This is a genomic window from Streptococcus koreensis, from assembly GCF_003627135.1.
Taxonomy (GTDB): Bacteria; Bacillota; Bacilli; order Lactobacillales; family Streptococcaceae; genus Streptococcus; species Streptococcus ilei.
Window position 1 is genome coordinate 898671 of record NZ_CP032620.1, and the last position, 23921, is coordinate 922591.

The 23921-nt window shown below is 43.4% G+C and carries 19 protein-coding genes and 1 pseudogene; 14 read left to right on the forward strand and 6 right to left on the reverse strand.

Translation table 11 applies throughout. The annotated features are described in order from the left end of the window. Window positions 1–171: 171 nt before the first annotated feature. The 3 genes from D7D50_RS04605 to pepF form a co-directional block, all read right to left on the reverse strand. Complete coding sequence (locus D7D50_RS04605) at window positions 172–1509, reverse strand: sensor histidine kinase (protein WP_120701612.1); 1338 nt, start codon at window positions 1507–1509, stop codon at window positions 172–174. Continuing rightward, window positions 1506–2243 carry a response regulator transcription factor gene (locus tag D7D50_RS04610; RefSeq protein WP_120701613.1) on the reverse strand — a complete coding sequence of 246 codons (738 nt, stop codon included), beginning with the start codon at window positions 2241–2243 and terminating at the stop codon, window positions 1506–1508. The genes D7D50_RS04605 and D7D50_RS04610 overlap by 4 nt, the downstream gene beginning before the upstream one ends. 473 nt (window positions 2244–2716) lie before the next feature. Further along, complete coding sequence (gene pepF / locus D7D50_RS04615; protein ID WP_120701614.1) at window positions 2717–4513, reverse strand: oligoendopeptidase F; 1797 nt, start codon at window positions 4511–4513, stop codon at window positions 2717–2719. 176 nt (window positions 4514–4689) lie between these two features. Between pepF and D7D50_RS04620 the strand changes: the two genes are divergently transcribed. From D7D50_RS04620 to D7D50_RS04670, 10 genes are all read left to right on the forward strand, one after another. Further along, complete coding sequence (locus tag D7D50_RS04620) at window positions 4690–6006, forward strand: DUF6287 domain-containing protein (protein ID WP_120701615.1); 1317 nt, start codon at window positions 4690–4692, stop codon at window positions 6004–6006. Window positions 6007–6768: 762 nt separating this feature from the next. Further along, complete coding sequence (pnp, locus tag D7D50_RS04630; RefSeq protein WP_335926150.1) at window positions 6769–8985, forward strand: polyribonucleotide nucleotidyltransferase; 2217 nt, start codon at window positions 6769–6771, stop codon at window positions 8983–8985. Window positions 8986–9009: 24 nt separating this feature from the next. Next, window positions 9010–9627, forward strand: a complete 618-nt coding sequence (gene cysE / locus D7D50_RS04635) for a serine O-acetyltransferase (RefSeq protein WP_120701617.1) — start codon at window positions 9010–9012, stop codon at window positions 9625–9627. A gap of 12 nt (window positions 9628–9639) precedes the next feature. Then, a complete protein-coding gene (locus D7D50_RS04640) occupies window positions 9640–10506 on the forward strand; it encodes a GNAT family N-acetyltransferase (RefSeq protein WP_120701618.1) in 867 nt (288 codons plus the stop codon). Window positions 10507–10528: 22 nt separating this feature from the next. Next, window positions 10529–11050 (forward strand): dihydrofolate reductase family protein, encoded by a 522-nt coding sequence (locus tag D7D50_RS04645; protein ID WP_000301974.1) that lies wholly within the window; start codon window positions 10529–10531, stop codon window positions 11048–11050. 17 nt (window positions 11051–11067) lie between these two features. Continuing rightward, on the forward strand, window positions 11068–12411 hold the full coding sequence (gene cysS / locus D7D50_RS04650) for a cysteine--tRNA ligase (protein ID WP_120701619.1): 1344 nt from the start codon (window positions 11068–11070) through the stop codon (window positions 12409–12411). Further along, complete coding sequence (locus D7D50_RS04655) at window positions 12404–12799, forward strand: Mini-ribonuclease 3 (RefSeq protein WP_120701620.1); 396 nt, start codon at window positions 12404–12406, stop codon at window positions 12797–12799. Before cysS ends, D7D50_RS04655 begins: the two co-directional genes overlap by 8 nt. After that, complete coding sequence (locus D7D50_RS04660) at window positions 12799–13659, forward strand: helix-turn-helix domain-containing protein (protein ID WP_120701621.1); 861 nt, start codon at window positions 12799–12801, stop codon at window positions 13657–13659. Before D7D50_RS04655 ends, D7D50_RS04660 begins: the two co-directional genes overlap by 1 nt. Window positions 13660–13782: 123 nt before the next feature. Next, window positions 13783–14913: an ABC transporter ATP-binding protein gene (locus D7D50_RS04665; protein ID WP_023024380.1), complete on the forward strand. Its 1131-nt coding sequence runs from the start codon at window positions 13783–13785 to the stop codon at window positions 14911–14913. Window positions 14914–14977: 64 nt separating this feature from the next. Further along, window positions 14978–16645, forward strand: a complete 1668-nt coding sequence (locus D7D50_RS04670) for an alpha-glucosidase (RefSeq protein ID WP_120701622.1) — start codon at window positions 14978–14980, stop codon at window positions 16643–16645. A gap of 59 nt (window positions 16646–16704) precedes the next feature. Here the strand turns inward: D7D50_RS04670 and D7D50_RS10385 are convergent, their stop codons facing one another. The 3 genes and pseudogenes from D7D50_RS10385 to D7D50_RS04680 all read right to left on the reverse strand — a co-directional run bounded on the left by D7D50_RS10385 (window position 16705) and on the right by D7D50_RS04680 (window position 21072). Continuing rightward, window positions 16705–16983, reverse strand: a complete 279-nt coding sequence (locus D7D50_RS10385) for an LPXTG cell wall anchor domain-containing protein (protein ID WP_414280859.1) — start codon at window positions 16981–16983, stop codon at window positions 16705–16707. A 17-nt stretch (window positions 16984–17000) separates the two neighbouring features. Beyond that, window positions 17001–19599, reverse strand: a pseudogene (locus tag D7D50_RS04675) (M14 family metallopeptidase); the annotation flags it as partial. Window positions 19600–20106: 507 nt separating this feature from the next. Continuing rightward, window positions 20107–21072: an aromatic acid exporter family protein gene (locus D7D50_RS04680; RefSeq protein ID WP_023027252.1), complete on the reverse strand. Its 966-nt coding sequence runs from the start codon at window positions 21070–21072 to the stop codon at window positions 20107–20109. A 104-nt stretch (window positions 21073–21176) separates the two neighbouring features. On the opposite strand from D7D50_RS04680, the gene rlmB reads away from it, so the two are divergent. From rlmB to rplM, 4 genes are all read left to right on the forward strand, one after another. Then, window positions 21177–21905 carry a 23S rRNA (guanosine(2251)-2'-O)-methyltransferase RlmB gene (gene rlmB / locus D7D50_RS04685; protein ID WP_042361243.1) on the forward strand — a complete coding sequence of 243 codons (729 nt, stop codon included), beginning with the start codon at window positions 21177–21179 and terminating at the stop codon, window positions 21903–21905. Between the two features lie 29 nt (window positions 21906–21934). Further along, the gene (locus D7D50_RS04690; RefSeq protein ID WP_023024371.1) at window positions 21935–22450 is read left to right on the forward strand and encodes an NYN domain-containing protein; all 516 of its coding nucleotides are present in this window, start codon (window positions 21935–21937) and stop codon (window positions 22448–22450) included. Further along, window positions 22447–23310, forward strand: a complete 864-nt coding sequence (locus D7D50_RS04695) for a DegV family protein (RefSeq protein ID WP_023024369.1) — start codon at window positions 22447–22449, stop codon at window positions 23308–23310. Before D7D50_RS04690 ends, D7D50_RS04695 begins: the two co-directional genes overlap by 4 nt. A 153-nt stretch (window positions 23311–23463) precedes the next feature. Then, window positions 23464–23910, forward strand: a complete 447-nt coding sequence (gene rplM, locus D7D50_RS04700) for a 50S ribosomal protein L13 (protein ID WP_023024367.1) — start codon at window positions 23464–23466, stop codon at window positions 23908–23910. Window positions 23911–23921 lie beyond the last annotated feature (11 nt).

Consider the following 23921-nt stretch of genomic DNA (forward strand, 5'->3'; position numbering starts at 1 on the left):
CAGAATGTCGGTGAGTTCACTAAACAATTGTAACTCGGTTTTAGTTTTCTAAGTTCTTACATACAACAGTATATTTCAAATTCAATAAAAGAAATGATCAATCTAATAAATGGTCTGTTTTTTATAATGAATGGAATTATAAAAAACAGACCATTTATTCTAGTTTTAAAGTTATCCTTCGTGCATCTTTAATTCATGAGTGAATTCATGATCTATACTTTTTGTTTCTAAAGTGACTTTAGGATATTTGGAAAGGATTTGTTTGACATTGGAAAGACCGATACCTCGTCCTTCTCCTTTGGTTGAGACTCCATATTGGAAAATATTTTTAGTAGGGATCTTATAGTCAGCAGTGGTATTATAGATGACTAAAATTTTATTTTCATTCTCTTGAAAATAAGTAAAACTAATTCTTGGAGATTCTGCGTTAACTGCAGCTTCTATGGCATTATCTAAAAAGACAGATAGTATCGTAATAAAATCGACTAAATCTATTTGAGGAGTTCCGATAGGTTCAGCTATTTCTACAGATACATCAATTCCTCTATTTTGTGCTTCAATCAATTTTGCGGATACAACCGATTTCATTGCTAGGTTTTTTAAATGAACAAGTTTAGCAATATCGTATTGACTATTGTAAAAGGATTTATCAGACTCTTTCAGTACGGCATTATAGATCCTCTCTACCCCATCCATATCTCTTTTCTTTATCGATTCATTTAAGCTGACTAATATATTTGTATAATCATGACGAAAACTTCTAATTTCTTTATATAGCGATTCAATATGATGACTATATGAAGTAAGATTTTTTAATTGATTATCCTTACTTTCCTGAAGCTCTTTTTCTTTATTTTTCTTAGCTTGATCATTCATTTTGAAAATAATTCCAATTGTAAAAATAAGATACAAAATCAAAATATTTCTTCTTAAATATACAAAATCTATAGAACTAACAATATAACCATATTCGCTAAGATGTATTAGATTATCAAGTAAATATACTGACATTACGTAAAATATAAGAGAGTAGCAGAACAATGAGACCTGTTTCTTAAAATTCATTTGTCTATTCAATTCTTCACTTATTACTTTGAAATCTATCTGTAATAACTTAAAGAATCCAAAGCAAAATAAAAATCCAAGACAATAGTCAATCCAAGAAGACCAAAAAAAATTATACCATTGAGCTGCAGATAATCTAAATAAAAAACGATCGTATAAGTTAGCAAAATTTGAAAAAATTTCAAAAATGACAAATGGAAAAAAACTATAAAAGATATATTGAGACCAATTCCAATTATATTTGTTCTTAACAATAATTAATGACAGGGGCAATAAGAAAATCTCCCCCCAAAAAACAATGTCATAATTTATAATATAAATTCCTAGAAAAATAAACGGAAGTAAAAGATAATATAAATTTATTTTTTGATTAGTAACATAAGATAGAATCACTATTCTAAATATCCAAGAAACTAAAAATATTCCTTCAAACTCTAGAGTCATTTTTTATCTACCTTTTCAACTAGCCCCTTCAGTTTTAAACGTGATACAAAGCATGATTCATTGTTTTCAAAATAAACAATATGATTTGCTTTATCAATACGAACGACATTCTCTGGATTTACAACGTAAGCTCGATGACTTTGGTAAAGTCGCTTGTCGGTTTTAGCAATATCTGAGACTTTACCATAAAATTCCATGTGTCCTTTTTTAGTTGTTAAAACGACCTTATGAACGGTCGAAGATGTCTCAAAATATAGAATATCTGAGAAAGGGACTTGAATCTGGGAATGCTCTGATTTAAAGCTGAAGGAATCCTCCCCTATTGTCTTATTGACGTTCTCAGCAGCATGTATCAAAACAGATGAGATCGCTTCCTGATAATCCTGATCATTTAATCCTTTATCAATAAAATCCAAAGCGGAGACACGATAACGATAGGTAACGGGCATGAATTCTGAGTGAGTCGTTACGAATACGATTGAAGCGCTAGGATCTTTTTCACGAATCTCACGCGCAATTTCCATTCCTTTTTTTTCTTCCCCTTTAATTTCAATATCTAAAAAAAAGAATTGGTGATTTCCTGTCTCTTTGATGGCCTCTAACAATTGTGTTGGCTTCCCAAATACCTCTAAGTATTTATACTTTAGATGATGATCTGTCATACATTTCTTGATTGCTGTTTCAATACGAGTTTGTTGTAGAAAATCATCTTCTAATACAAAGATATTTAGCATATTTCTCCCTTCTGAACTTATTGATCCTTTCATCCTAGAAAAAATTCAGTCATATTTTCTCTTAAACTTGTCTTTGAAGACACTGTTTGTTTATCGAATATGGTTTCTCATTTTTCTGTAATGATAATTTTTACAGCTAGATGATTTGTTCATAATCCTTATTTTATCATAAACACACCTCAAGGAACATCTTTGGTTAAAGTAGATATGTTTATAAAAAATCGGGCACAGTAAACTAAGAATGAATCTCTAATTTTTAAATTGCCCTAATAGAGATATCCTACCATATATCGAAAACTTTTGGAAATGCTGATTTAATGCTATTCTTGAGTTTTTAAAATTTTCTCTAGTAAAAGAAAAAGATTGAAGAAAGAGTCCATTTTGGACTCTTTCTTCAATCTGAAGTCAGCAAAAATTGGTGACTTTTTATGTAAATGATTAACAAAATTAAGAAAACCACACTGGAGGAATTCTTACTGACCCAACTCTTCACTATAGGCGATAATCTGATCAACTGTGTCTGACAAGAACTGAATCGTATCGCGAAGTGGTTTGTCCGTCGAAATATCTGCTCCGATAATCATCGCAGACTCAAGTGGGGTCTTGCTGCCACCAGATTTGAGAAGGTCCAGCCAATCTTTGGCTCCATTTTCGGAGTTCTTCAAATGCAGGTAACCTGCGGTTGAGATAACTAGGCCAGCTGAGTAGGTATAGCTGTAAAGCCCCATGTAGTAGTGGCTTTGGCGCATCCAGGTTAAAGCTGCATCATCATCGATTTCTACAGCGTCGCCCCAGAATTCGGTCAAGACTTCCTTCATGATGCTGTTGAGCTTGCTAGCGCCGAAGGTACCACCTTCTTCGATCAGGGTGTAGACCTTGCGTTGGAAGGCCGCTTCCAGCAAGTGGGTGATGAAGTTGTGGAAGTAGGTGTCTGTCAAACGGTGAGCCAGGGCAAAACGTTTTTGACGAGGATCGTCAAACTGCTGTTCCAAATAGTCGCTGAGGAGGAGCTCGTTAAAGGTAGATGGAGCTTCCACATAGTAGGTTGACATGTGGGCGTTGAAGTAGCTTTGGTTGTTGTCTGAGAAGATGAATTGACCAGAGTGTCCGATCTCGTGGATCAGGGTATAAACATCGCTCATGCGCCCTGTCCAACTCATCAGGACATAAGGATGGACGCGATAGGGGTCAGCCGCATAACCACCGGAATCCTTGCCTTCGTTGGCCGCAAAGTCGACCCAACGTTCGGTTTGGTAGCGGGCGATTTCGCGAGAATATTCTTCACCAAGTGGTGCCACAGATTTCATGACCAAGTCATAAGCGTCATCAATGGTGACATCTGGGTTGAGCGCGCTGTCCAAGTCCAACTTCCAATCAGCAAAGGTCATTTTTTCAAGGCCGTTGACCTTGGCCACGTGTTTGAGGAATTTTTGAGCGACCGGAGCGAAGTCCCTCATGATCAGGTCAATCTGACGGTCAAACATAGAACGATCCACTTCCTGCTCAGCCAAGAGATAGTCAAAGACAGAGTCGTAGCCTCGCATATCTGCGATCAGCTTTTCAGACTTGACTTGGGCTAGATAGGTGGCAGCAGCAGTGTTTTGGTGCTTGCGCAATCCTTCTGAGAAGGAACGAAAGGCTTTTTCACGGACTTCTGCATTCTCATGGTTCTGGTAGAAGTTTTCATAGGTGACAAAGCTATTCTTGTAAACTTTTCCATCCACTTCAAAATCAGCTATTTCAAAGTCACCTGCCCGCATCTTGGTGTAAATGTCTTGCGGTCCGTAGAAGACTTCACCGAGGTTTGTCAAAGTCTTTTCCACATCAGCTCCCAAGTAGTGGGCTTTTTTGATTTTAGCTTGGCGAATGGCAGAAGTAAGATGAGGCAATTGTCCGAGACGTTCGAGGACTTCCTCATCCGCTTCGACTAAGGCATCATCAAAGAAAGAGAGTTCGACGCTGGCCCAAGTTTCGAAATCCATCCCCGCTTGGGCAATTTCTGCAAAAGCTTCATCACCAAAGTCTGTCGTTTGTGGCATAAAGCTGTAGTTGCCGATGTGGCTGAGTTGGATCTGAATCTGTTCCAAGACCGCAAAGGCAGTTTCAAAGTCTTCAAAAGTGTGGAGCTTGCCCTTGTAGTTGCGGACAAATTCATTGATTTCCTCGCGCGTCTTTTCAATGGCGCGTAAGAAGTCTTCCTGGTCTTGGTAGAGGGCTGTGAGATCCCAGAGTTCGTTCTCAGGAAATTCAGAACGTTTTTTTAATTCCATAGTGTTCTCCTTTTTGATCAAATAACTATACTAAGTATAGCAGAAAAAAGGGCAGAATGATAGGTGGATGGGGGATCTTGTCAAAGCCTGACTGCTCCAATAAGAAAACAAGGATTCTCTAGCTTTTTGAACTTCTTTTGGTATAATAAAATGGAGAAAGTTCTAGGGAGTATATGATGAAAAAAATCTATAAAGTTAGCTTGGCAGCGATGACGTTGCTAGCCCTGGTGGCATGTGGACCTAAGCGACGACCTCGGACGCAACCTTCTACAGTTCAGAGTGAAGTAGCAGATGGAAAAGGTTCTAAGAAAACATCGTCTGGGCATGAGTACTATCAAACGGTTCTTGAACGTTATCAGGCATATTCTAGGGCTATCGAGGCAGGTGATAGTGCAGGTTTAGAGACCAAACTAAAAGAAATAGATCCTCAGTCCGATGAGTATGTTTATGCTAGGTATCTTCAAACCCTGGGGAGAAAACCAAGTCTTTCCTATTTTTATACGGATTTGGATAAAGATGGGCGGGATGAGCTCTTGATTGGAAATGGCCAAACAGTATCAGCGATTTATTATCTAAAAGGCCAGCAACCAGAATTGCTCCATACGGCTTTTGTAGCTTCCTCTGGCGGTTCTCGCTCAGGTTTCCAAATTTTTGAGGATGGTTCAGTCATTTATGCTAGCTTTTCGTCTCTTCAACCAGAGGTGGATCTAATTCATTACAAGTTCCAAAAAGGGAAACTTGAGACTGTCAATCAGATCCAAATAAAAAATGGGGACGGCCAGAAGCCAGAAAAAGCCTTGGGGATTACAGCAAAAGAATTGGATCAAGCAAAATTTGGATGGAAAGAACTAGAGACCGGTAAGAAGGCGACGAGCCAAGCAAGTAACTCAGAGTCGCAAACAAGTAGTTTTCAAGTCCGCGTAGGAGTTTCAGATCTTCGGATTCGTAAAGAAGCATCGATCAAGGGAGAGGAAGTTGGAATGATCCCACAAGGTGTTTATACGATCACAGAGAAGGTTTCAGCTGACGGTTATACCTGGGGAAAGCTCCAGTCTGGCCAGGGGTGGATTGCGCTTGAATTCACGACGAGAGTGGAGGGTTCTAATGCAGCTACTTCAAATAAGGGAAGTGGTGGGATGAATATTCAAGAGATTCAGAACGGAGATTTTTCAAGTATTTCGGGGACTTGGCGAAATGGCTTGGGATGGACTTTGGAATTTGATAAAGATGGCTTGACCGGAAATCAATTTTTTACAGATGGTAGTGGGGTCGTCAATAACATTAATCCTGATCATAGCTATATTACTGGAGCTATTCACAGTTCAAAACCGAATACAGCTGGTGGAGCAGCAATTTCGTTTTTACCAGCAGGGACATCTATCAAACCAGATAGTAACTATAATAGTGATCCGTCAGATACTAAAAAAGATCGAATTTGGATTGGGCAGCAGTACATTTGGAACCCAGAGGACTTCTTCTATCGTGTAGATTAATAGAATTGTCATTTACCTAGGAAGCACTTAGTTGTGTAGTGAGTAGAGATTTCATGTAAACTTTAAAATAGATAGCACCTATATCTAGCTCTAGAATTTTAAAATAAGTGGAAATCAAATATTCCTCGAAAAAGGCTTTTTAAGCCTTTTTCTTTTGGGCTTGAATATGGTAAAATAAAGGTTATACGTGCTTGGATACAAAGATGAGGATATAAGATACAGATAGATGCTTGAAATCCTATGCTATCAGGTGTAATTGAACCCGCCTACAACTCTGTGGAAAAAGATAAATACTCCTAGGAGCGGTCGCTCCGTCGTTGGATTTCCTATTTTCCTTTGAGTTGTTTAACGGCTTAGTATCTTGGGAATTGAACCCGGCCGAAAAGCTGTGTAAAAAAGATAAACTGTCTTGTCTTCATCGAAGACTTCGTCAGTTTCCTATTTTTACTTTGCTTTTGACGTCCTTGGTATCTTGATGAATTGAATTTTGACCTCATTTCTTAGGAAAAAAGATAAGCTTCCTAGCACTCATCGAGTGCGGCGTCACCTTCCTATTTTTCTACAGAAATGTTCGGCAAGCCGAACCGTCCAAAATATCTTGGTAGTTGAACACGGGCTAAATCCCTAGTGAAAAAGAGAGATTTCCTTGTGTGCGTGGCACACTGCGTCAATCTCCTATTTTCATACGGGATTCTTCACGCCCTTTGTATCCTGATTTTTGTAGGCAAGTCGTATAATTTTATCAATCCAAAGGGGATTACAATGACAAAACAAGTGTTTCAAACGACTTTTGCGGGTCGTGAGTTGATCGTAGAGACTGGCCAGGTTGCTAAGCAAGCAAATGGTTCTGTTGTCGTGCGTTACGGTGAGTCAACTGTCTTGACGGCAGCTGTCATGTCTAAGAAGATGGCAACTGGGGATTTCTTCCCACTCCAAGTTAACTACGAAGAAAAAATGTACGCAGCTGGGAAGTTTCCTGGTGGTTTTATGAAACGGGAAGGACGTCCTTCAACGGATGCGACTTTGACAGCGCGTTTGATTGACCGTCCGATCCGTCCCATGTTTGCGGAAGGTTTCCGTAACGAAGTGCAAGTCATCAATACGGTCCTTTCCTACGATGAAAATGCATCTGCACCAATAGCAGCTATGTTTGGTTCATCCTTGGCCTTGTCTATCTCAGATATTCCATTTGACGGCCCTATCGCTGGAGTCCAAGTAGGTTATGTCGATGGTGAGATCATCATCAACCCAACTCAAGAACAAGCAGAGCGCTCGCTTCTTGAATTGACAGTAGCTGGTACCAAGCACGCTATCAACATGGTAGAGTCTGGTGCCAAAGAATTGTCAGAAGAAATCATGTTGGAAGCTCTTCTGAAAGGACACGAAGCCGTTAAAGAATTGATTGCCTTCCAAGAAGAAATCGTTGCGGCAGTCGGCAAAGAAAAAGCAGAAGTTGAATTGCTTCATGTAGATGAGGAATTGCAAGCTGAAATCATCGCAGCCTACAACAGTGACCTTCAAAAAGCGGTCCAAGTAGAAGAAAAATTAGCTCGTGAAGCTGCAACTCAAGCAGTCAAAGACCAAGTCACAGCCGTTTACGAAGAAAAATATGCAGACCACGAAGAATTTGACCGTATCATGCGGGATGTGGCTGAAATCTTGGAACAAATGGAACACGCAGAAGTGCGCCGTTTGATTACAGAAGATAAGGTTCGTCCTGACGGTCGTAAGGTCGATGAAATCCGTCCTTTGGAAGCGGTTGTTGACTTCGTTCCCCGTGTGCACGGTTCAGGTCTCTTTACTCGTGGACAAACGCAGGCTCTTTCTACCTTGACGTTGGCACCAATGGGTGAAACGCAAATCATCGATGGTTTGGATCCAGAGTACAAGAAACGCTTTATGCACCACTATAACTTCCCTCAATACTCTGTAGGGGAAACGGGTCGTTACGGTGCGCCTGGTCGCCGTGAGATTGGTCACGGTGCTCTTGGTGAGCGTGCTCTTGAGCAAGTCTTGCCAAGCTTGGAAGAATTCCCATACGCGATCCGTCTGGTAGCAGAAGTCTTGGAATCAAACGGTTCTTCTTCTCAAGCCTCTATCTGTGCGGGAACTCTTGCCCTTATGGCTGGTGGTGTGCCAATCAAGGCGCCAGTAGCTGGTATTGCAATGGGTCTCATTTCTGATGGAAATAACTATACAGTACTGACAGATATCCAAGGTTTGGAAGACCACTTTGGAGACATGGACTTCAAGGTTGCAGGTACGCGTGACGGGATTACAGCCCTTCAAATGGATATCAAGATCCAAGGGATTACTGCAGAAATCTTGACGGAGGCTCTTGCTCAAGCCAAGAAAGCTCGTTTTGAAATCCTTGATGTGATCGAAGCAACCATTCCAGAAGTTCGTCCAGAATTGGCTCCAACTGCTCCGAAAATTGATACCATCAAGATTGATGTGGACAAGATCAAGATTGTCATCGGTAAAGGTGGAGAAACCATCGACAAGATCATCGCTGAAACAGGCGTTAAGATTGATATCGACGAAGAAGGTAATGTATCTATCTACTCAAGTGATCAAGCAGCGATTAACCGTGCTAAAGAAATCATTGCTGGTTTGGTTCGTGAAGCCAAAGTGGACGAAGTTTACCATGCCAAAGTTGTTCGTATCGAGAAATTCGGTGCCTTTGTTAACCTCTTTGACAAGACGGATGCCCTCGTTCACATCTCTGAAATGGCTTGGACTCGCACCAACCGTGTCGAAGACTTGGTAGCGATTGGAGATGAAGTCGATGTGAAGATTATCAAGATTGATGAAAAAGGCCGTGTCGATGCTTCTATGAAGGCTCTCTTACCACGCCCTCCAAAACCTGAACATGCAGAAGAAAAAGGGGATAAGGGTCATCGTCATGGCGATCGTCCTCGTCACCACAAACCTAGACAAGACTTTGCCAAAGATGCAGGTGAAGAAACAAAAGAATAAGCAATCAAAAGAAAGGAGCACGGTATGGGATGGTGGCGTGAAACCATTGATATTGTAAAAGAAAATGACCCAGCAGCACGTACCTCGCTGGAGGTCCTCTTGACCTACCCAGGGGTTAAAGCGCTAGCTGCTCACCGTGTTTCTCACTTTTTGTGGAATCATGGCTTTAAGCTTCTAGCTCGGATGCACAGTCAGTTCTGGCGTTTTTGGACCCAGATTGAGATCCATCCAGGTGCGACCATTGCTTCTGGTGTCTTTATCGACCATGGAGCGGGCCTCGTAATCGGAGAAACGGCCATTGTTGAAAAAGGCGTCATGCTTTATCACGGGGTGACGCTCGGTGGAACTGGGAAGGATACAGGGAAGCGCCATCCGACGGTCCGTGAAGGAGCTTTGGTCTCTGCTCATGCCCAGGTCATCGGCCCAATTGAGATTGGAGCCAAGGCCAAAGTGGGAGCAGGAGCGGTCGTGGTCTCCGATGTACCGAGTGATGTGACTGTTGTCGGAGTCCCTGCCAAGATTGTGCGGGTGCACGGCAAAAAGGATGAGCCAATCATTCACCAGGAAGAAGAAAAACGCGAATACTACGTGAATAAGATGGAGCACGCCAAGGAAGCTAGTCATCGGTCTTCTAGCTTGTAAGGAGATAGCTACGTGATTCAAGCAACCAATACATTGAATGACCACCAACTATTGGAAGCAAAGGCTCTGATTGCTACCTGTCAGAACTATGACGGAACTTTTCGAGAGCCCTATCTCTCCAATATGCTTAATTTTGACCCAAACATGCCCGCCTTTTTCCTTTATTATGAAAAAGGCGAACTTGTTGGCCTATTAACAGTCTATGCAGATGACCCAGATGTGGATGTGACGATACTGGTCCACCCCAACCATCGTCGTCAAGGCATTGCGCGGGCTTTATATAGAAGTTATGAGAAAGAAACGGCCTCTTATCCAATTGAGTCTGTTACCTTTCAGACAGAGCGTATTTTCCTAGAGCGCCATCCTGATTTCGCCAGCAACTGGGGACTGGTCGAGGATGAAGATACAGAAACCTGGTTAGGACGTGATCGAGCCGCTTATGCATTAGATTCCCGTTCGGATGTCGATGTGCTCTTGGCGGAGTCTTCTTATCTCGAAGCCATTGCCAGGCTCCATCATCAAACGTTTTCAGATGAAACGGAATCGCCGGAATTAAGCCACAGATACATTTCTGAGGCCTTGAAGGATCCCGACAGCTTGCTTTTTATTTTACTCAAGGATGGTCAAGTCATTGGAGTTTGTACCGTCGATGTATCTGGAACTAGCAACTACCTCTATGGACTTGCAGTAGTAGAAGATTATCGTGGCAAAGGTTATGGGAGCTACCTAGCAAAATCCCTTATCAACCAACTGATTGAGCAAAATGACAAGGCATTTCAGATTGCCGTGGAAGACAGCAACCTAGGTGCCAAACGCTTATATGAAAAGATCGGTTTTGTCAAACAGACCCAGGTGGTTTATCTGAAAGCAAAAGTGTAGAACTAGAAAGGTAACTACAAGAATGGCAGTATATTTTTACGGCTGTATCACCATGGATGGCTACTTGGCAGACAGCCAGCACAGGATAGACTGGCTGCATCAGCTTGGTTCTGTAGAGGATACAGGCTATGATGACTTTTACAGGCAAATGGATATCACCATCATGGGCAAGCGGACCTTTGAGGAAATCCAAGATTTGCAAGATGTAGAAAGTTTTTATCAAGCTACGGAAAACTATGTCTTTACGCATGATAGGCATCTGCCTGTCAGTAATTACCAGCCAGTAGCTGGGGATGTAGTGGACTTTGTTCATCAGATTGACAAAGGCAAAAATGTCTTTGTGATTGGTGGTAATTCCTTGGTAGGACCGCTCTTGGATGCGGATCTTTTCGATCACCTCATTATTCAGATAGCGCCCCTTATCCTAGGAAAGGGGGTTCCCCTCTTTACCCAAGAGGAAGGGCAGCGCTTTTACCAACTGGATAGCCTCAGACAATTTGGTCCTTTTGCAGAGCTGGTTTTCAGCCGAAAAAGTCAGAAATAGAGAAGGGAGTGGACCGCATGATTAAAATTTACGACACCATGTCTCGTGATTTGCGAGAATTTGTCCCAATAGTGGACGGCAAAGTCAAGATGTATGTTTGTGGGCCAACGGTTTACAACTACATCCACGTAGGAAATGCCCGTTCAACAGTAGCCTTTGATACCATTCGTCGCTACTTTGAGTATCGTGGCTACGAAGTTGCCTACATTTCCAACTTTACAGATGTGGATGATAAGATTATCAACCGTGCCAAGGAAGAAGGCATTACGCCTCAGGAAGTGGCAGACAAGTACATTGCGGCCTTTCGGGAAGATGTGACGGCTTTGGGGGTCAAGCCTGCAACTCGTCACCCTCGTGTGGTTGAGTTTATGGATGACATCATTCGTTTTGTCACCGACTTGATCGAAAAAGGCTATGCCTACGAGAGTCAAGGGGATGTTTATTTCCGTGTGGAAAAATCCCACAACTACGCCAAATTGGCTAATAAAACTCTAGAAGACTTGGAGTTAGGTGCTTCAGGTCGGACAGACGAAGAGACGGCTCGCAAGGAAAATCCTGTCGACTTTGCCCTTTGGAAAGCTGCCAAGCCAGGTGAAGTTTCTTGGGAAAGCCCTTGGGGGCCTGGTCGTCCGGGATGGCACATCGAATGTTCGGTCATGTCAACGGGGATTTTAGGAGATACCATTGATATTCATGGGGGTGGAGCCGATCTCGAATTCCCGCACCATACCAATGAAATCGCTCAGTCAGAGGCTAAAACAGGCAAGACCTTTGCCAATTACTGGATGCACAATGGCTTTGTCAATATTGACAATGTCAAGATGTCCAAGTCCTTGGGCAACTTTATCACTGTGCATGATGCTCTCAAGACCATCGATGGCCAAGTGCTTCGTTTCTTCTTTGCGACCCAGCACTACCGCAAGCCCATCAACTTCACAGAAAAAGCTGTGCGCGATGCGGAAACCAACCTCAAGTATTTGAAAAATACCTACGAGCAACCTTTCACAGGAGAAGTGGATCCAGCAGACTTGCAAAGCTTTGTGGACAAGTTTGTAGCGGCTATGGATGAAGATATCAATGCGGCAAACGGAATCACCGTCGTCTTTGAATTGGCCAAATGGATCAACTCAGGACATTACAACCAAGATGTCAAGGAGGCCTTGGCAAAGATGTTAGAAGTCTTTGGAGTGGTCTTTGTCGAAGAAGTCTTGGATGCGGATATTGAAGCCTTGATTGCTGAACGCCAAGAAGCGCGGGCTAAGAAAGATTTTGCGCGAGCAGATGAAATTCGCGATGAATTGGCTGCGCAAGGGATCAAGCTTTTGGATACAAAAGAAGGTGTAAGGTGGACACGTGATTGATGTCAATCTGATTAATGGGATTGCCCTGGCCTTTGAAGGAGATGCGGTTTATTCCATGTATATCCGTAAGCATTTGATTCTGCAAGGGATGACCAAGCCTAATAAACTCCACCAGACTGCGACTAGGTATGTCTCTGCCAGGGCGCAAGCTAATCTGATTGCGACCATGCTTGAGGAAGATGTTTTGACAGACAAAGAAGTTGAAATCTATAAGCGCGGTCGTAATACCAATAGCCACACCAAGGCCAAAAATGCCGACGTCGTGACCTATCGTATGTCGACAGGTTTTGAAGCGGTCATGGGTTACTTGCATTTGACAGACGAAATCAACCGCTTAGAGGAATTGGTGGCTTGGTGTATTCAAAAAGTGGAAGAAGGGACAAAGTAGTGAAAGATATCAGAGAGTGGTTCCCTCAGGCAGAGGTGACGGATCACCCCAATCCACCAGAGGGTTTTGTGGCCATTCCCCTACAGGCCCAGCAATGGTTGCAATTGAAGGAAGAAGAGCTAACCGAGAGAGAAAAACATTTGATTGCCTGGTTGGCTAGTGAGGAAGATCTTACTCCCAATCCTTGGTACCAATACCTGATTGATGGGAAAGGGGAAGCCCCTCAAGTCATCAAAAAGATGCAACTCGTCTATTGTCACCTCTCACATTCGACAGTAGAAGGTATTTCTTCCTGGCTAGAGATGATGCAGACGCTCTTGCCAAACTTTCGAGCAACCTTGCAACTGAGTGGACAAGATTATGTGCTTATTCTGGATCAAGAGCAGTCGCTAACTGTGGCTGATATCTTAAAAGATACCGTCTCTGCCATGGAGTATGACTTTAATATTCGCTTATCCATTATGGTCGGGCAGGTATGGACAGAGTCAAAAGATGGAAAAGTGTCTCCTGTCATCCGAGCAGAATGGGCAGCCTTTAGAGCCTGGATCCGAGAAGGGCACCAAGGTGTCTACCGCTTTTCTCAACTCTATCTGTGGGGAATCGAGCAGGCAGATTTGGATCTCCATCCTATCAAAGAACGCTTGCATCAGTTGATCGGGAGTCAAGACCAGTTGCAGGATATCATTGTTGCACTGTGGGATAACGGAGCAGTTGTGACCAAGGCGGCTCAGCAACTCTATCTCCATCGGAATTCCCTTCAATACAAGATGGACAAATGGGAAGAGCTAACAGGTCTCCAACTGAAAAACCTGACAGATCTAGCTCTTTGTTACCATTTGGTTCTACAGGATGTGATGTAACGGAATAAATAGTGGGTTTTGTGCAACTTGCACAAAACTCTTTTTCTTTTTTGTGAGACTTGCCATAGCTTTGTAAAACGTTTTCATTTACAATAGAATTATAAAAATCAAAGGAGTACCATCATGGTAGAATTAAATCTCAAAAATATTTACAAAAAATATCCAAACAGCGAACACTATTCAGTTGAAGACTTCAACTTGGACATCAAAGACAAAGAGTTTATCGTTTTCGTAGGTCCTTCAGGATGTGGTAAATCAACAACTCTTCGTATGATCGCTGGTCTTGAAGACATCACAGAAGGTGAATGTTCGATCGATGGTACTGTTGTAAACAACGTGGCACCTAAAGACCGTGATATCGCCATGGTATTCCAAAACTACGCTCTTTACCCACACATGACTGTTTATGACAACATGGCCTTTGGTTTGAAATTGCGTAAATACAGCAAGGAAGATATCGACAAACGTGTACAAGAAGCAGCAGAAATCCTTGGCTTGAAAGAATTCTTGGATCGTAAACCAGCTGACCTTTCTGGTGGTCAACGTCAACGTGTGGCTATGGGTCGTGCCATTGTCCGTGATGCAAAAGTGTTCTTGATGGACGAACCTTTGTCAAACTTGGATGCCAAATTGCGTGTATCAATGCGTGCTGAAATTGCGAAAATCCACCGTCGTATCGGAGCTACAACTATCTACGTAACTCACGACCAAACAGAAGCGATGACATTGGCAGACCGTATCGTTATCATGTCAGCAACTAAGAACCCTGCTGGTACTGGTACAATTGGACGTGTTGAACAAATTGGTTCTCCGCAAGAAGTGTACAAAAACCCAGTGAACAAATTCGTAGCTGGATTCATCGGAAGCCCAGCGATGAACTTCATTAACGTGAAATTGGAAAATGGCTACATCGTTGCTAACGGTTTGAATTTGAAAGTTCCAGAAGGTGCTTTGAAAGTTCTTCGTGAAAAAGGCTATGAAGGCAAAGAATTGATCTTTGGTATCCGTCCAGAAGATGTGAATACAGAGGCTGCTTTCCTTGAAACATTCCCAGAATCAGTAGTAAAAGCAACCATCTCTGTATCTGAGTTGCTTGGTTCTGAATCTCACTTGTACTGCCAAGTTGGTGACAACGAATTCATCGCTAAAGTGGATGCGCGTGACTACCATGAAACAGGTGCAACTATCGAACTTGGATTTGACTTGAACAAAGCTCACTTCTTCGATAAAGAAACTGAAAAAACAGTATACTAAAATTTGAATAATATAGAGGCTGAGACGCATGTCTTGGCCTTCTATTTATTAAAGGAGACAAGAAATGGAAAAAGATTGGTGGAAGGGAAAAGTCGCTTACCAGATCTACCCGAAAAGCTTTAAGGACAGCAATGGCGACGGGATTGGGGACCTGAAAGGAATTACTCAAAAGCTAGATTATCTTGAAAAACTTGGAATCGATATTCTCTGGCTATCCCCTATTTACAAGAGTCCTTTTATTGATCAGGGCTATGATATTTCAGACTACTATGCCATTGATCCCATCTTTGGGACTATGGAAGACATGGAAGAGTTGATTGCGGAAGGTAAGAAGCGGGGCATTTCCATTATTATGGACTTGGTGGTCAACCACTGCTCCAGTCATCACGAGTGGTTCCAAAAAGCTTTAGCGGATCCTGATGGCCCTTATGCGGATTACTTTTATTTTATCGAAAGTGACAAGGAACCCAACAACTGGGAAAGTTATTTTGGAGGCAGTGTCTGGGAACCGGTACCTGGCACTAACAAATACTATCTCCATTCTTTCCATAAGGATCAGCCGGACCTCAATTGGCAAAATCCTGTCCTGCGCGAAGAAATTTACACCATGATCAATTGGTGGTTGGACAAGGGGATTGCGGGCTTTCGGATTGATGCCATTATCAATATTAAAAAGGATTTGGAATGGCGTTCGCTTCCATCAGATCGTGCCAATGGCCTGGTCCCAGTGCCGGAATCATTGGTGAATGCCCACGCGATTGAACCCTTCTTGCAAGAGTTAAAGGAGCGAACCTTTGCTAAGTACAATGCCTTCACTGTAGGGGAAGTTTTCAATGAAACCGACGAAGAATTGCATTTCTTTATCGGAAAAGATAGTGTCTTTTCTTCGATTTTTGACTTCAAGCAAACCATGCTAGGTCAGGAAGGAAAGGGCTGGTTTGACCATACTCTTCCAACAGCAGATGAACTTAAGGAAAGTATTTTTCAAGCGCATGAGCGCGCGGATAGCATTGGGGTCCTCTCAACCATCATTGAAAATCATGATGAGCCTCGTGGTGTGTCCCACTATATCGCAGAAGGTCCTGTAAACGATACCAGTAAAAAAGCCCTAGGAACCATTCAAGTGTTGCGCAAGGGAATTCCTTTTATCTATCAAGGTCAAGAAATTGGGATGGAAAACCAAGTCTTTGAATCAGTGGAGGATTTTGATGATATCGCAACGATCAATGGCTACCATGTGGCTAAAGAAGCTGGTTTGAGCGAGGAAGAAGCCTTGGCAGCGATTGCCAAATACAGCCGAGACAATGCGCGGACGCCGATGCAGTGGACAGCAGAGCCAGGTCTGGGCTTTAGCGATGGACCAGCTTGGTTGATCAGTCCCAAACCGGATTATTCCATCAATGTGGAAGACCAGGAAAAGGACCCAGACTCCATCTTGAATTATTATCGTCAGCTGACGGCCTTGTATCGCCATCCTCTCTATGGAAATACCATCCGGTTTGGAGATATGATCCCAGCTTATCGGGATCGTGAAAACATCATCGCCTTCGAACGTCGTGGGGACAAGCGTCTCTTAATTGTCAGCAATTTTCAAAATCGTCAATCTAGCTTGGACTTGCCAGCTCCGATTGAAACTGTCATTTTAACTAATGTCACGGGACTATTCCAAGAAGGAGAACAAGTGTTAGAATTGGCCCCTTACCAAACCATCGTGTTGGAATTAGCAGAATAGAAAAGAACCTTCGCGTCTGCGAAGGTTCTTTTCATGTCGTCCAAGTCTATACCTGGAACTTATTCAACTTCTTTCTTTTTCAAGAGGAGGAATCCACCGCTAACGGCTAGCAAGAAGCTTGAAAGGATAAAGTGTCCACTTGAGTGATCTCCAGTTTGTGGCAATTGTGGCTTGGCTGGATTTTCTTGGAAGCTTTGTCCAACTTGGTAGGCCAAGGCTTGTACACTTTCTCCAGTTTCAGCTGTAGTTTCTTTTTGTGGAAGGAGAACTGTAGGAGTGTCCTTCTTGGCCAAGATTGGCTGTTGAGTGGTTGTTTGGTTATGAATTGGAACTACCACTTGATCTGGGTCTTTAGCTGGAACGTAGTCTGTCAAGGTAGCTAACTTACTACCAAAGATCGCATTGGTTACCCAGCGGAAGAAGTGGACAGGGTGTTGGCGATTGGTTGGATTTCCAGCATAGACAAAGAGTGGTTGGCCGAGAAGTTCCCCAGAAATGGCCATGACCTTATTGGCTAGGACCTCATTTTTTGGCCACCAGCCCGCAATGTAGTAGTCGCTTGAAGCGATGCTCATCAAGGTCTTGAAGTTGCTTGGAACTTTTTCAATCCAGTTTCCTGAGTTGGAGTAGAAGAGGGCGTTCTTCTTGTAACCACTGGTCAGTGGGTCTTGGTCATCAATGATGGCCTTCATCAAGCCTTCGTAGTCACTGCCACCTTTTAGTTTTTCAGCATCAAATCCTGAAAGAACTCCCAATTTTTCCAGTTTCTGCATGGCTTCCCCGCCGATGACGAGAGTTGGTTTCTTTCCGAAGATGGAGGCATCATAGCGATTGTTTTCAAGCACAATGACATCGGCCTCTTCAGGAGTATCGACGATTTGGAAACCTAATTTTTCAAGAACCAAACTAGTATGAGCAGGCGCATCTACTCCAGTCCAATTGTAGTGATAATTAGGTGAGTAGATTTTCAGTGGTTTTAAGGTTGGACCGTTTGGAACCTTGTAGAGGGCTTCACCGTAAATAGCATAATTTGGAAGGAGCGATGCGAAGGTATCGCGGTCAACGATGTAACCATCATCTGTTAGGTAAACAGATTTGCCTTGGGAAATCGCCTTGTTTACTGCTTGAACAGCGCTAGCTGATGTATTGGCGATGACGTAGTAAGGTGCTTTCGGATCGATCTCAGAGGTCCGAGTCGCGCGAGTGGCTGTGACTTCTCCAAGTTTTCCAGCAAAGAGACCGTCCTTGAATACAGGTTCTGCCTTGAAGCCTTTCATATCAGGGAAGTTAACGAGAAGTTCTGCATACATGGCTGCCCAGGCGGATTCATTCGAACCTTTATAGAGGATATGGTTGGCATAGCCCCGTTTGGCTTGGGCCATATCAATGACTAAGTCTCCTTTTTTGTAGCTGCCTGTATCTTCTTTGAGTTCTTTAACGAGGACACCGTTTCGTTTGAAGTAGTCGATCATATTGAAGGCTTCTTGGGCGTCATTGTCCTTGTCGAGGCTCATTGGGATGACATAGTAGTCTGGGAAGAATTTCGGACGACCATTTTTCACACGTCCAACGATTTCCCCATTTGGACCGACCAGTTCGTTTTCTGCTTTTGGATCTTCAATTTTGTTGAGACCACGTAAGTAGAAGTTGAGACGCATTTCAAGGAGTTTGTCTGGATCTTGGTTGAGGAAGTCAATGCCTCCGAGGACAGCATTACGACCAGCATAATAAGATTCTTGGTTGGATTCTGGAATTTCAATCGTATGGCCTAGGATACCGTGATAGACAGCATAGACACCTGTATACCCAGAGAAGGAATCATCCCAGCCATCTCCCCAGTCTAGTTTTGGAATGATGTAGCTATCGTATTTGGAATTGGCAACTCCAGCCCGTCCCATATGACGGGCATTTTCCAACATGAGGTTGGACATAAGGTCGTATTCAAAGTTCGGATCATGTGGAGGTGTTGCAGGCTCGATCAAGAATTCTTTGACAAATCCATGGATATCATAGAGAGCGATCGGATTCCACTTGTTGATCATTTGGATGACGGTACGCACTTCTGGGTTGGTTTGGTAGCTAGCATCCCGGTTTGGGTCCAGTCCATTGGCCAAAGCACGCAAGTTGAGAGCATCCCCGTCTGGGTTTTCCGTGAAGTCAAACAAGAAGATAAATTTGTTTAAGAGAGTTGGGATGTCCAGAGTCACATTCTTGACGTTACCAGCTTCGTCTGTCGTTTTAAAAGTGACTTGATCTTCTGTGGCGAAGGTACGGAAGAGACCAGTGATGATATCAATACCAGGTTGTTCATCCGCATGCGTATTATGAACTAGGACAGGCAGTTTGTAATCCAAGGTCTTGTCCTTCAAAGCTGCCAGCATTTCACTTGGTTTGGTAAGAGCTTTTGGATTGGTAGATGAGAGGTAGTGGTCAATACTTGCTTGATCCTTACTCACAATTCCCATCTTCATGTCCCGGCCTTGGGCGCTCTTGCCAAGAGTTTCGAGCTGAACCAGACGGTCTGTTTTGGCTTCTGCCTTTGTCTGTTCAATGGAAGCTAGCATTTCCTCGTGGGTATGGAAATCTTTATATGGACGGAAGGTTAGATTCTTGCGAATAGTTAGTCCAAGATCTGCGCTGGTTCCAACCAAAGTGTGTTCACCGATATAGTTTCGATAGGTCCGACGGATATTATTGGGGCTCCGAAGACTTAAATCTTCACCAAAGAGTTCCTTGACAGTAAAGGTTAGATCCAAATCATTTCCGTTTTTGTTCTCTTCAACTGTGATGAAGGGATCTTTGGACAGAGTACCTGTCTCCATATCCCAAGTTTTCCATTCTTCTAGTGGTTTGTCGTCCAAGGTCCAGTTGATCTTTCCGGCAGCCTGAGCTTGATCCTTGACGGTATCCGTCAGCGTCCCTTTTTCAGACATGTAAATAGGGCTATCAGTAAGACTGATAGTAGGCTCTGCGTTTGCAGCCCGCTCTGTTACAGGGGCTTCTACTTTGGCTGTAGGACTCGCTGTGTCTGAAGCGGTCGGAGAGCTTTCTCCTGTCCTAGCTGGACTAGCAGTCGCTTCTGTTGCAGGGGCAGGATTTGTTGCCTCTGTGCTGCTTGCCGGACTAGTACTGGTTTCCTCTGGCTTGAGGACGTTTTCGACAGGTGTAGCAGGACTTGCTGGTTCAACAGTGTCCGCAGCAACTTGGCCTTGTGCGAGGAAGGCTAATAGGACAGCGGTAGAGAGACTGAGTGCGTTTGTGTACAAACGCTTCTTATAAGAAGAATGCATAAAGAGACCTCCTTTGTTCTTTACATGTATGCACCCCTATCATAACACTTTATGACAGCGCTTTCAATATATATGGAGGTTTTTCTCTTAAAATTCGTTATAAATTGATGACAAAGAAAAAAGAGCTGGAAAAATCTTTCCAGTCTATTTTTTATAGATCTAAAGATAGAGCTAAGCTTGAAGTTCCTTCTGATAATTTTGATAAAATTCGACCTTGAAGGAGATGAAGGTTTCAAGATCTCGCAGGAGTTGCAAAAGGGTCGCTCGGGTTTCAAATTCTTGACGAGATCGAGGAAGAGGTCGTTCACGAAAGACTGCTAGATAGCGATTGATTTCATCAAGAAGGAATTGAGCTGGATTTTCCTGACTGAGTTGGCTGGCTGTTTTAGCAAAGAGTTGAGCCAAAATAAGACTCTCGCTCGCGGCTAATTGGCAGTTGTTTACGTTGTTGGCCATGTCTCGCAGGATATTATTTTGGCGCTTGCGCATTTCAAAATAGTGGATATGGTAGTTGGTCTGATGGAAGAGGTGGTTGGAATGGTCTAGATACACCAAATCGAGAGCCTCTTTTAAGATAGTATCTAGCTCACGAATCAAGCTGGCATCGTTGCTTCCATCTCCTTTTCCCAGAAATTCTGCAAACCGATAGAGAATCTTCTTGAGTTGTTCCTCAACAATCTCGTGATAGCGATCAATTTCTTCTTGTCGAGAAGGCATATAGAGATTGGCAAGGAGAGCAAAGCTGGTTCCAATTAGGAAAATAGCCACTTCATTTCCTAATAGGGCTAGAGAAGTGGATTTTTCTAGCAGGAGATGGGTAACCAGGACGGAACTTGGTGTGATGCCAATTTCCCAGCCTTGTAGAAAAGCAAGTGGGACATAGGTAGCCAGATAAAGACCAAGAGCCCAGAGATTGTAGCCGAGAATCTGAAAGGCTAAGCTTCCAAGGAACAGGGCTAGAAGCATGGACATAAAGCGGTTGTAGGCCAATCTAGCTGTACTGCGACGGGTATCGGTAATGCTGAGGATGGCAATAATCCCCGCAGAGGTGGCGTAGGCCAGACCTAAAAACTCTGCAAGCAAGATGGCCAAACAGGTGGCGAGGACCATCTTGATGGTTCGGTGAATAAGTGGCATAATGCTGATTCTTTCCTTTTTCTAAACTAGTTTTATTATACCACAAGCAAAGTGGGCTACTCCAAATGTTTCACCAGATATGGCAATTGTGTTATACTAGTTTCATGGAAAAAAACGATATTGTTTACGGCGTTCATGCCGTCACAGAAGCACTGATCGCAAATACAGGAAATAAATTGTATATCCAGGACGATTTGCGAGGAAAGAATGTAGAAAAAATCAAGGATCTGGCTGCAGATAAGAAGGTGTCCATTTCTTGGACTCCTAAGAAGACCTTACAAGAAATGACAGAAGGGGCTGTCCACCAAGGTTTTGTCTTGCGAGTTTCAGAATTTGCCTATACGGACTTGAATGATATCTTGGCCCAGGTAGCTGATCAAGACAATCCCTTGCTCTTGATTTTGGATGGCTTGACCGATCCCCATAACTTAGGATCCATTCTCCGAACAGCCGACGCTACCCAGGTGGCTGGAGTCATCATTCCCAAGCACCGTGCTGTTGGGGTGACACCTGTTGTTGCCAAGACCTCAACTGGAGCAGTAGAGCATGTCCCTATTGCTCGGGTGACCAACCTTAGCCAAACCTTGGATAAGCTCAAAGAAGCAGGTTTTTGGATCTTTGGGACCGATATGAATGGAACGCCTTCTCACAAATGGAATACCAGTGGGAAGTTGGCCCTCATCATTGGAAACGAAGGCAAGGGCATTTCGTCCAATATTAAAAAGCAAGTGGATGAAATGATCGCGATTCCGATGCAGGGGCATGTCCAAAGTCTGAATGCTAGTGTCGCGGCAGCAATCCTCATGTATGAGGTCTTTCGCAATAAACTATAATAGAAGAAAATCCTAGGAAGGGGGAGTCGATGAAGGAAAAGATTTTGTTAGTGGACGGCTACAATATGATTGCCTTCTGGCAGGAAACCCGTCAGCTCTTTAAGAAGAGTGAGCTAGATGCCGCACGAACGATCCTCCTAGAAAAGCTTAGTCACTATGCCAGCTTTGAAGGCATTCGCGTGATTTGTGTGTTTGATGCCCAATATATGCCAGGGATTCGTCAGACCTATGAGGAATTTCAAGTCCAAGTGGTCTTCACAGCGGAGGATGAAACCGCCGATGACTACATTGAACGCTTGGCGGCAGAGCTCAATACCCCCCTTCACCAAGTATCAGTCGCGACGAGTGACTTGAATGAGCAATGGACGGTCTTTGCTCAAGGAGCGCTCCGTGTTTCGGCGCGTGAGCTGGAGAAGAGAGTCGCCGTTGTCAAAGCTGATTTGAACCAGGCGCGAGGAGCCGTCAACGATCAAAAACCACCGATACGGCCTTTTGACCAAGAGGGCCTACGTCAACTACAAAAAGAGATGGGAGCAAGTAAATGACCTTTAAAATTTTAACAGATTCAACTGCAGATTTAGATGAAAGATGGGCACAGGAGCATGATGTAGAAATCGTCGGTTTGTCGATCCAAGTCGATGGGACTCATTATGAGACAGTAGGTCCAGACAAACTTACTAGCCCCCAATTATTAGCAGAAATGCAAAAGGGTGCTAAACCAACGACCAGCCAGGTCAATGTTGGGCAATTCCAAGAGATTTTCAAGGGTTATGCTCAGCGCAAGGAAGACCTCCTTTATATCGCCTTCTCTTCAGTCTTGTCAGGGACCTACCAGAGTGCGGTCATGGCAAGAGACTTAATCCTTGAAGACTACCCAGAAGCTGTGATTGAAATCATCGATCCAAAAGCTGCAGGGATTGGAGAGGGCTACTTGTCTATGCTAGCAGTTGAGGCGCGTGATGCAGGAAAGAGTTTGGATCAAGTTAAGGAAGAGCTGATGGAAGTTGCCCCTAAGTTACGGACCTATTTCTTGGTGGATGATCTCTACCATCTGATGCGCGGAGGACGTCTCTCTAAGAGTTCAGCCATCGTGGGAAGTTTGGTCAACATCAAACCCCTTCTTTGGATTGATGCAGAAGGCAAGTTAGCCCCTATAGCCAAAGTTCGGGGGCGTAAAAAAGCCATGCGAGAAATGCTTTCACTCATCCAGGATGATATCGGCCACAGCACAGCTTTGGTTTCTTACACGGACGATCTTGCTGGAGCGGAAGAGCTCAAGGCTCAATTGTTGGAGAATCCGGCCATCTCTCAAGTTTTGATTATGCCTTTAGGTCCAGTCATTGCAGCCCACGTCGGTCCTAATTCTCTCATCGGCTTTGTCATAGGAAAAGAAAATCGCAAATAATTTTTAAAATCGGTTGACTTTTATTTGAAAAATTTGATACAATAGTAGGCGGTATTGTTTACCCCATTTGTAAGGCCCCGGAACCTTTCAAATAACTCGCGGACCGGAACATCCGCCCTGTAAACAAAAACGATATTCATAATAGGAGAAATCATGAACAAAACTACATTCATGGCTAAACCAGGCCAAGTAGAACGCAAATGGTACGTTGTTGACGCAACTGATGTACCTCTTGGACGCCTTTCAGCAGTTGTTGCTAGCGTGCTTCGCGGAAAAAACAAACCAACATTCACACCACACACTGATACAGGTGACTTCGTAATCGTTATCAATGCTGAAAAAGTTAAATTGACTGGTAAAAAAGCAACTGATAAGATCTACTACACTCACTCAAACCACCCAGGTGGATTGAAATCAATCTCTGCTGGTGAACTTCGTTCTAAAAATGCAGTTCGTTTGATTGAGAAATCAGTTAAAGGTATGCTTCCACACAATACTCTTGGCCGCGCTCAAGGTATGAAATTGAAAGTATTCGTTGGAGCTGATCACACTCACGCTGCACAACAACCAGAAGTTCTTGATATTTCAGGACTTATCTAAGGAAAGGAACA

Coding starts and splice junctions, on each gene's coding strand:
- D7D50_RS04605 (WP_120701612.1), bottom strand. CDS start 1,509: ATGACTCTAGAGTTTGAAGGAATATTTTTAGTTTCTTGGATATTTAGA.
- D7D50_RS04610 (WP_120701613.1), bottom strand. CDS start 2,243: ATGCTAAATATCTTTGTATTAGAAGATGATTTTCTACAACAAACTCGT.
- pepF (WP_120701614.1), bottom strand. CDS start 4,513: ATGGAATTAAAAAAACGTTCTGAATTTCCTGAGAACGAACTCTGGGAT.
- D7D50_RS04620 (WP_120701615.1), top strand. CDS start 4,690: ATGAAAAAAATCTATAAAGTTAGCTTGGCAGCGATGACGTTGCTAGCC.
- pnp (WP_335926150.1), top strand. CDS start 6,769: ATGACAAAACAAGTGTTTCAAACGACTTTTGCGGGTCGTGAGTTGATC.
- cysE (WP_120701617.1), top strand. CDS start 9,010: ATGGGATGGTGGCGTGAAACCATTGATATTGTAAAAGAAAATGACCCA.
- D7D50_RS04645 (WP_000301974.1), top strand. CDS start 10,529: ATGGCAGTATATTTTTACGGCTGTATCACCATGGATGGCTACTTGGCA.
- cysS (WP_120701619.1), top strand. CDS start 11,068: ATGATTAAAATTTACGACACCATGTCTCGTGATTTGCGAGAATTTGTC.
- D7D50_RS04665 (WP_023024380.1), top strand. CDS start 13,783: ATGGTAGAATTAAATCTCAAAAATATTTACAAAAAATATCCAAACAGC.
- D7D50_RS04670 (WP_120701622.1), top strand. CDS start 14,978: ATGGAAAAAGATTGGTGGAAGGGAAAAGTCGCTTACCAGATCTACCCG.
- D7D50_RS04680 (WP_023027252.1), bottom strand. CDS start 21,072: ATGCCACTTATTCACCGAACCATCAAGATGGTCCTCGCCACCTGTTTG.
- rlmB (WP_042361243.1), top strand. CDS start 21,177: ATGGAAAAAAACGATATTGTTTACGGCGTTCATGCCGTCACAGAAGCA.
- D7D50_RS04690 (WP_023024371.1), top strand. CDS start 21,935: ATGAAGGAAAAGATTTTGTTAGTGGACGGCTACAATATGATTGCCTTC.
- D7D50_RS04695 (WP_023024369.1), top strand. CDS start 22,447: ATGACCTTTAAAATTTTAACAGATTCAACTGCAGATTTAGATGAAAGA.
- rplM (WP_023024367.1), top strand. CDS start 23,464: ATGAACAAAACTACATTCATGGCTAAACCAGGCCAAGTAGAACGCAAA.